This window comes from Paenibacillus sp. S28, assembly GCF_016624415.1.
Lineage (GTDB): Bacteria > Bacillota > Bacilli > Paenibacillales > Paenibacillaceae > Paenibacillus_AQ > Paenibacillus_AQ favisporus.
The window spans coordinates 526,259-539,050 of record NZ_JACVTM010000003.1 but is presented as its reverse complement, the minus strand read 5'-3'; the positions used below and the strand labels follow the sequence as shown (position 1 = coordinate 539,050).

At 52.4% G+C, this 12,792-nt stretch carries 11 protein-coding genes; 2 read left to right on the top strand and 9 right to left on the bottom strand.

What is annotated here, in order from left to right; all coding sequences use genetic code 11:
* Positions 1 to 120: 120 nt before the first annotated feature.
* From IAE55_RS11000 to IAE55_RS10980, 5 genes are all read right to left on the bottom strand, one after another.
* The gene (locus IAE55_RS11000; protein WP_200632097.1) at positions 121 to 717 is read right to left on the bottom strand and encodes a TetR/AcrR family transcriptional regulator; all 597 of its coding nucleotides are present in this window, start codon (positions 715 to 717) and stop codon (positions 121 to 123) included.
* Positions 718 to 785: 68 nt separating this feature from the next.
* Positions 786 to 2,261, bottom strand: coding sequence for an NAD(P)/FAD-dependent oxidoreductase (locus IAE55_RS10995; RefSeq protein ID WP_200632096.1), 1,476 nt, complete (start codon positions 2,259 to 2,261; stop codon positions 786 to 788).
* 253 nt (positions 2,262 to 2,514) lie between these two features.
* Positions 2,515 to 3,039 carry an AAA family ATPase gene (locus tag IAE55_RS10990; protein ID WP_200632095.1) on the bottom strand — a complete coding sequence of 175 codons (525 nt, stop codon included), beginning with the start codon at positions 3,037 to 3,039 and terminating at the stop codon, positions 2,515 to 2,517.
* A gap of 64 nt (positions 3,040 to 3,103) precedes the next feature.
* Entirely contained in the window at positions 3,104 to 3,460 is a 357-nt protein-coding gene (locus tag IAE55_RS10985; protein ID WP_105443965.1) for a VOC family protein, read from the bottom strand.
* Between the two features lie 150 nt (positions 3,461 to 3,610).
* The gene (locus tag IAE55_RS10980) at positions 3,611 to 5,107 is read right to left on the bottom strand and encodes an alpha-L-fucosidase (RefSeq protein ID WP_200632093.1); all 1,497 of its coding nucleotides are present in this window, start codon (positions 5,105 to 5,107) and stop codon (positions 3,611 to 3,613) included.
* Positions 5,108 to 5,237: 130 nt separating this feature from the next.
* Here IAE55_RS10980 and IAE55_RS10975 point away from each other — a divergent pair, with 130 nt between their 5' ends.
* Positions 5,238 to 6,080 carry an AraC family transcriptional regulator gene (locus IAE55_RS10975; RefSeq protein ID WP_186381948.1) on the top strand — a complete coding sequence of 281 codons (843 nt, stop codon included), beginning with the start codon at positions 5,238 to 5,240 and terminating at the stop codon, positions 6,078 to 6,080.
* 82 nt (positions 6,081 to 6,162) lie between these two features.
* Here the strand turns inward: IAE55_RS10975 and IAE55_RS10970 are convergent, their stop codons facing one another.
* From IAE55_RS10970 to IAE55_RS10960, 3 genes are all read right to left on the bottom strand, one after another.
* Positions 6,163 to 7,161: an endo-1,4-beta-xylanase gene (locus IAE55_RS10970; RefSeq protein WP_145159683.1), complete on the bottom strand. Its 999-nt coding sequence runs from the start codon at positions 7,159 to 7,161 to the stop codon at positions 6,163 to 6,165.
* Positions 7,162 to 7,393: 232 nt separating this feature from the next.
* Entirely contained in the window at positions 7,394 to 8,929 is a 1,536-nt protein-coding gene (locus IAE55_RS10965) for a glycoside hydrolase family 43 protein (protein ID WP_200632091.1), read from the bottom strand.
* Positions 8,930 to 8,946: 17 nt separating this feature from the next.
* Entirely contained in the window at positions 8,947 to 10,761 is a 1,815-nt protein-coding gene (locus IAE55_RS10960; RefSeq protein ID WP_200632089.1) for a family 43 glycosylhydrolase, read from the bottom strand.
* Between the two features lie 179 nt (positions 10,762 to 10,940).
* Here IAE55_RS10960 and IAE55_RS10955 point away from each other — a divergent pair, with 179 nt between their 5' ends.
* A complete protein-coding gene (locus IAE55_RS10955; protein WP_200632087.1) occupies positions 10,941 to 11,717 on the top strand; it encodes a helix-turn-helix transcriptional regulator in 777 nt (258 codons plus the stop codon).
* A 120-nt stretch (positions 11,718 to 11,837) separates the two neighbouring features.
* Here IAE55_RS10955 and IAE55_RS10950 read toward each other — a convergent pair whose 3' ends face one another.
* Positions 11,838 to 12,785 (bottom strand): carbohydrate ABC transporter permease, encoded by a 948-nt coding sequence (locus IAE55_RS10950; RefSeq protein ID WP_076169184.1) that lies wholly within the window; start codon positions 12,783 to 12,785, stop codon positions 11,838 to 11,840.
* Positions 12,786 to 12,792 lie beyond the last annotated feature (7 nt).

Sequence of the window (12,792 nt, the reverse complement as noted above, 5' to 3'; positions counted from 1 at the left end):
CAGCGTTAGAGGTGGAAACGAATTGCTGTTCTTAAATACGGAGAACACATCATAAAACTCTTTCCAACCGCCTTGATAGACGGGTAGGAAAGAGTTTTTTTCACGATGTACAAACTGCGTTTATTTCCGGGCAACCAGCCGCATCAGCATGTCGACCTTCGGAATTCGATATACCTCACTTCCATTCGAATTGATGACCATTATGCCGGAGAGGACAGATAAGTAACAAGCGATGAGTTCCCGGGGATCTCCTTCCACCAATTCCCCTGCCTGCTGCCCCTCCTTGAATAACGGCAGCAGTATATCGACAGAGGAATCCATGGAATATTCCTGTTGAATCTGCTTGACTTGTTCGGGCACGCCGTCGGACGTGATTGACTGGTGAATCAGCATGAAATACGGCGCGCCGCCTTCATTTAGGATTTCAGCCGTTAACGCCTTGATTCTCTCGAGCGGCGTTCCCGGCATGTCATAGATACTGCGCAGCGCCGCTTCCGATTCGGCCATCGCCTCCTGAACGAGCGACGTGAACAATTCGTCTTTGGATTTAAAATAATGGTACAGCAGCCCGTTGCTGATGCCTGCCGTCTCCGCGATCATACTCATCTTTGCGCTGAGGATGCCTTTGCGGGCAAACACCTGAAGCGCTGCCGCCTTGATTTGTTCTTTTCGTTCATCGCGAATTTGGTGCAATTGCTCTTCGTTTAATGGTGCCAATGTCAAGTACCCCTTTACCGGAAGCTACCGTTTTTTCTACCAGTATATCAAATCCATCTTGGCTATCGCTATGGTCTTACCAGCTCGAACGGCGATTCCGGGAACCGCGGAAGCATTTCTTCGAGAATCGTTTCCACGGGTTGGCCGTTGTCCGCCGTAAGACCGGAGAGCAGCTTCCTGCCCTCATCCGAAGCGGTTAACACTTGGACAGCTGTCTCAGGATTGAAAATGTTACGGGGGGATACCGCTAACGTATTAACCGCCCAATAGAGTCCATAGAACTTCCAGTCGGGTTTGCTGACCGCATACCTCAGGAACAGCTCCATATATTCCCGGCTGAAGGCGTTCTCCCTCCTCGAATCCGCCCCTTCGTATTCGACCCCCTCCCACCGGAGATCCGCCGTACAGTTCAGCCAGAACGCCGGCTCGATGGCCTCCTTGATTCGGTGAAGCACGCCGCGCTCCCAGTCCGCCCGTTCCTCAGCGCGCTGTTCCCGCAGACAAGCCTCCAGGATTTCGACAGAGATGGCAGCCACGGTCATGCCCTGGCCGAAGATCGGGTCATAGATGCAGTAAGCATCTCCCAGGACCAGCAAGCCTTGCGGCCACAGCGGCATCTGTTCGAATCGATGGCAGTACAACTCCGGAACGCGAAAAGGTCTGGGTGACGCCATCGGTTCGAAATCGCGGACGAGTTCTGCGATCTTCGGGCTCGGAAGCTGTTCCAAGGCGCTCTCGAATTCGGCGGCATCCGTCGGAGGGTAATTCCCGCCCGGACGGGCGAGCAGCACTTCAGCCGTATCATTCTCGATAAAAGAGAAGACACTCGTATACGTACCGCTCGCAGGCTGCCCTTGAATGTTGATGACATCCCATTCATCGATCAAATGAGTCAGGTGCGGCGGTACTTTATAGCGACGGGTGCTGTATCCGAGCGAAACTTTCAACAGATCCGGCTTGGGAACCTCGTAGCCCAGATCCGTAAGCCAGCCCGACAGCTTTGAAGATCGCCCGCTCGTATCAATAACCAGGTCGGCCATCAGGGCTTTCTCCTTGCCGGACTGCTCACGGTCTCTGGCTTGCACCCCCATTACCTCGGATCCGTCAGGGCTCGTTAACAACCCCGTCACCTGGTGTTTCGTCAGAAATTTCACGTTGGAAATGGCAGCCGTCCGCTCGCGGATGACCCACTCCAGAAGCGCTCTGCTGAATTTAAGATCATCCCGGTCGTACTTCATTTCCAGGGTGCCGTACTGGTTCATGAAATACGCGGTTTTGTTCAGTGAAGACGGGCAGCCGTTCGAGATCATATCCTGCTCATATCCAGGAAAGAGCCGCTCAATGACCGCTTTCCCACGCGCCGTAAAGCGATGCGGATGGAATGCCTGAGGCGTTCCCGGCCGGACGTCCGGCCCTGTCGGATAGGCATCATTTTCGACGATCAGTACCTCTTTGAAATATTCCGAGAGCACGCGTGCGGTCATGATTCCCGCCATACCTCCACCGATGACGATGGCTTTGCTTGAGTTCGCCTTGGTAACCATAAAATGATTCCTCCCTGGTTTAGATTGACTTATTCAGTCGATAATATTCCAAAAAAATATGAAGTACCGTAATTTAGATTGACTCAGTCAGTCAATGTCATTATGCGATGATTAACAGTTATTGTCAACCCCTTTTTCAGGCACCGCAATTTGCCTCTTCAGACACTTTCGGGCACAACAAAACGGCGGCCGGCGAAGACTTGAAGAATAGCAGTCTATCCTTGCGGCAGCCGTTGTTTAACCATGCTTTCCGTTACATTCCAACATGAACGTGAAACCTGTCATGTTGGATCACTTCTGCGGCCGTCTCGGCCGGATCCTTTTGATTCGTATCCACAAGATAATCCGCATTGACTGCTGCTGACTTCAGTTTATTTAGCAAAAACAGCGACCGGTCCAGTGAATGGATATCCCCTCTCTTATGGAGCCGCTCCGCTATCGTTTCTTCGTCTGCGTGCAGTACCGCATATTTGAGCTGTACGTTTAAATCGGCGATCTGCTGGCAGAACCACTCGAATTCATCTTCGACGACAAAGTCGATCACGACGTGAAAATCGTTTTGGATAAAGTTTCTTGTGACCGAAAGGATATTCATCCAAGCCAAGCTCAGACGTTCCTCCCATGTCGGGACGGGCTCCGTCATCTGCATGTGGAGTAAATCGTCGCCCTCGATCAGCACACCGCGTTCCACGAGCCGAGCGAGCTCTTTCGATGTTGTCGACTTTCCGACCCCGAGCGGACCGGAGATCAGATAGATTTGCTTCATATCACCGTCCATATGTAATCTTCCTCCTCTCTGCAAAAGTCATCAGCTGCGTCTAACCTTTCCAACTCGGCCGGGTTCAGACTTCTGTAATATGCCAGAGAACACCGGCGGGATCCAGCAGGTGGATGGCGCGTCTGCCGTACGGCTGGATTTCAGGAGGCTTGGCTTTCACGCCGTATTTTCCGACGACACCGGAGTGTTGAAGATGGCTCCACCACGCATCCAAATCCTGGACGCATAGCTCCAGCATATAGTTCATTTGCAATTCAGCGTTCTGATAGTTCTGTAAATGGAATTCCGTTTCGTCCATCCGGAAAATCGTCAGCTCATCGCTGGTGAAGATTTTTTCAAATCCCAAATCCTCATAGAACTGCACAGCAAGCGGGTAATCCTCACCGGACGGAACAAAAGGCCTTAGCTTCAGCGCTTTCATCGTCATCATCTCCTTAACAAGAGTTATTAAAAACGCCCCACGGCATCATTATATCAGCCGCAGGGCGTAATCCAACAAGTATTATATTATTATACCGATCATATTCCTATCTCAGCCAGCGATGCTGGTCCAAATGGATCATCGAGCGTGTCACCCGAGCTCAATAGCCAGGCAGTGGGCATGATTTGTCGGCCTATGCTCTGGGAGGGAAACCACCAGAGCTCCGTAAGCCTGTTCGAACGGTACATCGCCCACACCCAGCAGCCGCACGGACTTTACTTTGTCAGCCGGGGTCAATGTACGAATGACGGCCAGACGATCCTCCGGCCAGCGCATTTGGAAGGCGTAGAGCATATTCCCCTTCTGCGTAAATCGGTAATCTGCCGCTGTCCATTCCACTTTGTTTTCGGTGAAATGGTCAATAACCACCTGTGAGGGGCCTTCGCCCGACACGCGGAATGGGCGGGTGCCAAATATTCCTTCTCCGCAGACTCGAATCCACTCGGCCATCTCCCTAAGGATATGCGTGCACTCGTCGTCGATCGTACCATCCGGCTTCTGCGGAATATTCAAGAGGAGATTGCCGTTTTTAGAAACGATATCGACCAGGATTTCGATAACATGCCCCGGCTTTTTATACACAGACCTTACATTATAGAACCAGTCCCCTACGCATGTGTCGGTCTGCCACGGCTCAGGTTTAATGTCAGGCTCTTGGCTCCGCTCGATATCCAGCACGCCTATCGTGTATATTTCCTTGCGCCGATCCTTCTGGTTATAGACCGCACGGTTCACGCCGCCGTGAATCGCCGCGCTCGTATTATACAGGTGTGCGACAGCGCGTAGTCCAGCCTCATAGGCGGGATCATCCAGGGACAGCTCCGGCTTTTCCCAGTAGCCTGGTGTGAACGGCAGCCCGCCGTCCGAGTACAGCAGATCCGGCTGATACTTATCAATGATTTCCTTCATCACGGAAAACCAGTGACGATGCCACCATGGATTGGACGTATACCAAGGCGCAATCGAATCAGCCTGTATCCTGCCATGATGGTGTTCCTTATTGGGCAGATACAAATCCTCATTCGCCGGATCGTTCCCATCGTAAGGAATGCCGGCATATGGCCCCTCCTTATCGCTGCCTTTATTCCAATGGAACCAGCTGAATGTGGCGCCGAGATGCTCCGTTAGGCCAAAAGGCAGCCCACGCCTTGCGGCGGCATCCTTCCACAGAGCGACAATATCTTTTTTGGGTCCCATATTGACCGAGTTCCAGCGATGGATGCTAGAATCATAATTGAAGAAGTTATCATGGTGCATCGCCTGCGCCACAAAATATTTGGCCCCGGCCGCCGTGTATAAGTCCATTAAGGCATCCGGGTCAAACGCCTCCGCTTTCCACAGCTGCACAAGATCTTTATAGCCAAATTTCGATGGGTGCCCGTAGTGACGGACATGGTATCGGTATTGTTCCGAACCTTCGATGTAGATGTTCCGTGCATACCAGTCTCCGTACATCGGTACGGACTGGGCGCCCCAGTGCGACCAGATCCCAAACTTGGCGTCCTGGAACCACTCCGGACATTCGAATTGGCGGAGGGACTCAAAGGTAGGTTGGTAGGGGCCTGCGGCGATTTCGTTCCAGTTCATCGGTATTGCCTCCTTTGCTCGAATCAGGAATTGATTTTATCCTAGCAATCCTCATGCCATGAATGAATACAGAATCCTAACCTTCTGTTGGATAAAATTATCTACTCTATATAGAACGGGGAATACATATATGGGCAACCAATCACTAGCAAGGCTGTATATGGAAAATCTGGACGTACGGGTCACATCGATGGGATATAACCAGGTATGGACGGATTGGCGGGAGCTCGACTATACGCCGGACTTCAACAAGTTTTATTTGATCTGTGACGGGGAGGGATGGCTGAAAATCGGCGATTCGGAATTCAGTCCAAAACCCGGACAATGGTTTCTTATGCCTCATGGCGTGAAGCAGTCCTATTCTTATACTTCGGGCCCCAGATACACGAAATATTGGTGCCATTTTACGGCTCGGATTGGAGACCGCAATCTCTTTGACCTGATTCAAACCCCACTGTATGTGGACACAAAAAATGACAGCGAAGCGATCCGGCTGTTCCGCGAATTGCTCGACAGCGATGCTGCGGCTTCCATCAGCGGTCCGCTGCTTGTGAAATCAGCCATGCTAAGATTGGTCGCTTATTATATTGAGCATGCGGTTTCCTCCGAGGTCAGCCTCCATCGTTCGACGGAGCCCGAACCTCTCGAACAGGTGATTTCGTATATTCAGAGCAGCTACCGTCACAACCTGACCATTACGGACTTGGCAGAAAAGGCTCATTTGCATCCCAACTATTTCATCCGTGTATTTAAACGCCAGTTCGGGATTTCCCCGATCCAATACATCAAGAAAAGAAGGCTGGAGGAAGCGAAACTGCTGCTTGTGACGACAAACCTCCCGTTATCTGAAATCGGCGACCGGATCGGAATATCCGATATCTCCTACTTATCCAGAATTTTCAAGGAATCGACCGGCTTCTCGCCGACCGCATACCGGATGACCTTCAACTCCCATCAAACGGTATCGCCTTAATTAAATGCTGGTGCAGCTGCCGTTAACACGAAAAAAAAATGGTGCTTGTACAAGCACCATTCCAATGAAAAATATGCCTTGACTAAAGAGTCAAGCCCACTGTCTTCAGCACTTCCGAATAAGACGGTTTGGGCTGATGCTTCGCATCAAATAAGAATGGCCAATTCTTTCGGCCCCGCACAGGGAAATGGTCCAGCCAGGTATAATCATCGGCAGCGCCCCAAAAAGTGACGGAAGTGATATATTCGCTGTATTCCTGGAACAGCCGGAAAAATTGACCGTAACGTTCCGCTTGAAGAGCCAGCATCTCTTCCGTCGGAGCCGTGAGGTCGGTCCGCCGGTCATCGAACGCAAACATCGAAACGTCCAGCTCCGTAATATGCAGCTTCACGCCCAAACTGGCGTATTTCTCGATCGCCACGCGGATATTATCCAGGGACGGGTGATACAGGCTCCAGTGCGCCTGAAGCCCGATGCCATGGATCGGCACCCCCTGCTCGAGCAGCGATTTGACGAGCGTGTAGATTTTCTCGCTTTTCACCGGATCGGCCTCGTTGTAATCGTTGTAGAACAGCAGCGCATCCGGATCGGCTTCATGGGCGTACTCAAACGCTTTGGCGATGAAATCCTCGCCGATAATATCGAGCCACTTCGAAGGCCGCAGCAGTTCGCTGCCGCTGTCGGATACCGCTTCGTTCACCACGTCCCAAGCATAGAGTTCTCCCCGGTAACGGGATACGACCGTGTTGATATGAGATTTCATGCGGGCCAGCAGCGTCACCCGATCCGTTTGGCTGCCGTCTTCATTTTCAAACACCCATGCCGGCGTCTGATTGTGCCACACCAGCGTATGGCCCCTTACTCCCATGCCGTTGGCTTTAGCCAGGGCCACCATACGGTCTGCAGCCTCAAACGTATACCGGTCCTCCGCAGGATGCAACCTTTCGAATTTCATTTCATTTTCGGCAGTCACACTGTTGAAATGCTCGATAAGCAAATCACGCTGCGAGTCCAACGTCACCGGATTGACAGCGGCCCCGATCAAAAACTGTTCTTTAAACGCTTCGCGCAACCTCATCATACCTATCCCCTCCTAGAGAAGTTCTTCACGCCAATGCTTCATGAAAGACACCTTCATCCCAAAGTGTAAGCCTCCTCATGATCACGCAACAACCTGCCATTGACCGTGTCCTCACCCGGCAAAGTATGGTTGTCTTTGACCACACCTTGCGACTTTCAAAATAACATCCAGCACAAACGAGGACATTCCCAGAGGAACACCCCTTTTGCATAAGGAGCGAACGGAAGTCGGGTTACTTCAGCACCTGGTATTGAAAATCGGAAAAATCCGCCGTCCCTCCGACCTCGCGGGTGGAAAACATAAACAGACCGATGCGGCATCCCATAAAATGGTCCAGCTTGTATACCATCTTGTGCGTAATCCCAAGCTGCTTCCAATCCGCGCCATCCCGGTAATAAAACATGCACTCATCCGCATTGTTCACGAAATTGCCGATCGTCTTGAGTGTGACGACGTTTCCGGACACGGGGATTCTGGCGAGTTCGGTCCCGGGCTCTTCGTCGACCAGTTTGCCGAATATGGAGCGGTCTTTGGCCTCTCTGGCCAGCATCACCAGGTAGGATCGGCCGGCCTCCTTGGTCAGGGCAATCAAGCCGTACGTACCGATCAAAAAGCACAGGCCTGCATAATCGCCATCCTTCAGCCCGCTGCCGTCCAGCGTGACCGTCACTTCGCATGCCGGGCCCATGGCGCGCTGCGTCAGCGTATTGACCGCGAACGTCAAATTGGGGCTGATCTTGCCGGATGTGACCCGGTAGACTCCCCGTTTGTCCGTTACGGACCATAATGCATCGTCAGGCGTATGATTCCACTGCCAAACATCCTTCAGGCGTACTTTGCCGTCTTCGTCCGGCGTGTAATCAAAGTCGTCGCTTCCAACCAAAGGCTGGTAGGTATACCCGGGTCTTGTGCTTGGCAGCTCGATCATTGGGGGTGCTGCTTTGGCGAATACCGGAAAACCTTTCTCAAAGCGCAGCGGAACAAGCACCGGAATCCGGCCGACGGCGCCGTGATCCTGAAACAGCACAGCCACCCATTTCCCGTCCGGCGTATCCACGATGCCGCCCTGCGCTACGCCTGAATTGAAATACCCCATATCGTCATTAAAGACCTCACCGCCCGTAAACTCGCCCTCCAAGGAATCCGCCGCAAAGCAGGCCTGCGTTCGGCGCCCCGAAGCCTTCGAAATATGGATAAAGAAAGCATAATACCTGCCATCGATCTTATAAAAGTGAGCACCCTCGTACCCGAGATGGTACGGCTCCCGTTCTTTCACGATAACGCGGTTCAGCCCGCCGGGTTTGGGACCGGAAAGATCCTCCTTCAATTCGAGCAGGTGAATCTCGGCATTCCCGTAAATCAGATACGTCCGGCCGTCATCGTCAAACAGCAGGGAGCAGTCGTGATAAAAGCCCTCGATGTATTGCTTCGTCCATGGGCCGGTTACGCTATCTGCCGTGTACAAGTAAGTCCGGCGGGTATCGTTCGCCACGAAGATGACGTAGAATTTTCCCTTGTGGTGACGAAAAGATGGCGCCCACATGCCCTGGCCGTAAATATGTTGGCCGTCTTCGAGCCGCTGTGCGGGCGTATTGTCCAGTACGTCGTACACATGTGAAGCCACCTCCCATTGAATCAGGTCATATGATCGCAGAAAGACGCAGCCCGGCATCATGTGCATCGTCGTGCTCACCATATAGTAGGTATCCTCTACCCGGATCACATCAAGATCCGGATAATCGGCCCATATAATCGGATTTGGATACATGTTCTCTCTGCCCCTTCCTAGTCGCGTTGTACAATGATTTCGATCGACACCTCGGCCAAAGCCGGGTTCAAATCCCTTTCTTCCGTTAAATCAAGCACCGGATATCCGTCCATGCCGAAATGAACGCGGCGGATTCCGGACCCTCTTGGCCCTTCTACTCCAGGTCGGGCATGGTATACGTTCCAAGTAACGCCATCGTCATCGGTAATGTAAGAATTATGGCCCGGACCGTATTCGCCCGGGACGCTTCTCGACGTCAGCAGCGGATAATTGCCCTTCGTCCAGCTGCCGGGATCCAGCAGGTCCGCATTCGCGTCGGCGGTCAGCAGGCCTACACAATAAGTAGCGTCTACCGCCGCGCTCGAGAAGGTTAGAAAAATCCTGCCGTCCCGGATCAAAGCAAACGACCCTTCATCGACAAAGGTATGGTTATTGGCCCAGCCAAAGTCCGGCTTGGTCAGCAGCACCGGATCGCTCGCCAGCCTCCACGGCTCCTTCGGATCCAATTTCGCGATATAAACCCAGGCGCCAAGATCTACAGGCACGAACTGCCGCTCCGACCAAGCCGCGTAACAATCCCCGTTCACCTGGATGACGGTCATGTCCAGGGAGATCACCTTGCCCGCCTCGCATAACTCGGTACCGTCTTTCCTGACGACGCGCCGGGGCATCGACCAGTCAGCGGCGCAAGTGGGGTCCCCACCCTCGCGCAGCTTCATCACGTGGCACTCTTCATAGAAAAATTCGCCTGTCGTTGCCGCATGAAAAATGTACAGCCTGTCCTCGATAATATGGAACTCGGGCGCCCATAACAGCCCTTTAATGTGATCATAGGTTTGTGTATCCAAAATTAAAGACTCGCCGGCCTGAACAAGACCGGATATCGTCTCTGCTTCCCGGATATACAAGGTTCGGTTGCCGTCGGCGTCGTTGGTCGCAATGAAATAATACTTGCCGTTCCATTTCGTGATGCAAGGGTCCGCCCGGTTCGGCGCGATCGGAAACGCATAATGCTCCTGACGAACCCTTCCCTTCACCCGATAGGTTCCCGCCTGATCCCAGCGAACCGCTGCCGTATCCCAGTCCACGGCTTTGGGGGCCGTGGTGCCGTCACTGTATACCGCGGTCGCTTTGAGCGCTTTCAAATCCTCGGCCGATGCCGCCTTGATGCCATCCGGAACTTCAATGGCGACATTCTCGGGAACCGTAAGCCGGCATACGAGGCGTTGTGCCGTTTCCCGCGGAACGCGGATCACGTTACGGGGCTGGATGCCTTCAATGTCGGCCGATACGGCTTCCAGAGTAAACGCCTCCGCTTTTTCCGGAGTCCCGGCGCCAGCCAGATCATAAAGGTCCTGAATCTTATTTTGGTAGCTGCCGCCCTTCCCGTCGCTCCAGCGGATGACGTATGCCTGGCTTGATTCATCGTACTCGCAAGCGACATCCTGGGCGTAAGCACCGCTCTTCAAATCGACAAGCCCGATTTCTTGATACTGCAGCAAATCGCCGGAAGTAAAGAACAGCACCGCCCCTCGGCTCTCTTCATCCTGCTGTCCATCCGCTTCCGTCCGTACGGCAACGACACCGAATTTTCCGTCGGCAATGCGGAAGAGGTACGGATTTTTCAGGCTTTTGGCACGAAGCGTCCCGTTTTCATGGTTCGTTGCCTTGGCGAACAGGACGCCTGAATTATGGTTCAAGGCTTGGAAGTCCCTGCCGTTCTCGCTATAGGCAAGATGCATGCTGTACGCCAGCCTAGGTGCATAGATGATGTCTTCCTGCGGAGTGCGGGTATAGCATAGTACTTTGATATATTCGCTTTTCAATATCATGGCATGGTCCTCACCTTTATTGATCATTTCAAATGCGGATTTGCTGACGGAGTAACGCCATTTCTGATTATTCTATTGACTTTATATTGCGTTTACTATGAAATTATAAATTAGGACATCTCAGCAATGAATGATCTATGCTGACAGAAATTTGATCTATTCTAAGATTGGAGATCGTGATGACGACATCCATTTACTATGTCGGATATGATGCCGCCCATCCCGGAGACTTTATTTATGACATTCCGGATGGACATGATTTTTGGCTGCTGATTCTTACGCAAACGCCGGCCGAGTTCTGGGTTCAAGGAGAAATCCGGGAGTACCCGGCAAACTGTGCCGTTCTTTTTCCCCCTCGGCAAAAGATTATGTACCGCGCCTGCTCAGGCCAATTTGTGAATGACTGGGTCCGTTTCGAGACGGACGAATCCTACGTTCTCGAGACGACACTTCCGCAAGGCGTTCCGATTCCGGTCCCGGATCCCGGGTACTGCCGCCAGCTGTTTCAGCTTCTGGCCACCGAAAATTTTTTCAGCTGCGATTACCGGGAGCTCTCGATCGACTACCTGTTTCGGATCTTGTTCAACAAGCTGCTCGAAGCTTTTCAATCCAAGGAAAATTCGCCGCATTACCAGAAACTGCTGAATCTGCGCAAGGCGATCCATAACCGTCCCGGCGCTGAATGGAGTGTCCCTTCCATGGCCGATGACGTTCATTTGAGCCCTGGGTACCTGCAAACGCTGTATAAGGCGACTTTCGGGATTTCCTGCATGGACGACGTTATCCAGTGCAGAATCCGCCTCGCCAAGGAAAGGCTGATCCACGGATCGCTTCGAATCGCCGATATCAGCGAGCTGTGCGGATACAACAATGTCGAGCATTTCTCCAGACAATTCCGGCGTATCGTGGGCTGCACGCCTCGTGAGTACCGGCAGTCGGGTGATTTACGGACTTGAGATAAAATCAAGCAGCTTTCTATCCGTTTCCACTAGAAACCTTCTCCTTATAGATAAATAAAATAGAGCAGCAGCATGCGGTCCCGCATGCTGCTTTTTCGTTAATACCATAACCTAGCCTTACCCGACGATGCCGGTCCGTTCGATGCTTTCCACAAAGTAACGCTGCACGAACAAATAAATAATGATCAGCGGCAGGATCGCCAGCAAGATGCCGGTATCCTGGACCATGCTCATATAGAAAGGATCCTTGTTGGTCGCCACCCCGCCCTCGAGCATGATGGAGAGGTTGTGCGGCAGCGAAGCCAGTTGGGTGGACATCACTTTGCCCGACGTTAAATACGTTGTCGTAAAGAAGCTGTCATTCCACTGCCATACGAACGAAAACAACAGCACGGTAACGATGGCCGGAACGGCATTCGGGAGCATGATGCGCATAAAAGTTTTGCTTACGCCCGCCCCATCGATATAAGCCGCCTCCTCCACTTCTTTCGGGATACCCCGGAAAAACTGTCTGAAAATAAAAATGTAGAGACCCGCCTTCAGCGAGTTTGCGGTGACTGAGGTTAGAAAGAAAGGCCAGTACGAATCCAGAAGGTTCACCGACTTCCCGGTCAGCAGCGGGATCAGCCCCATGAGGCTGAAATCCTTCAAATTCATGTAAATCGGTATCAGAATGGTCGTTGGCGGCACCAGAATGGTCAGGATGACGCCTCCAAAGAGCAAATTGCTGCCTTTGAATTTAAGCCGCGCGAAAGCGTAGCCTGCAAAAGCACAGGACACGGCCGTCAGGATCGTCGTCATGGCCGATAACGTAAACGTATTGAACAGCGTGTGCCAATAGTCCATGATCGAGATGGCTTTTTTGAAATTGTCCAGCGAATAATGCTCCGGGATAAAGACGACGATCGGCGAATACAGATCGCTCTTGTCCTTGATGGCCGTTGAAATCTTTTGAAGAATGGGGTACAGAATGACAAACGACAGTCCTGCCATCAGGACCAGCCGCACGACGGTCCACAGCCAGCGCTTCCAGCTTTCGAGCGACAACAAACGGGCGATGATCAACGCGGCT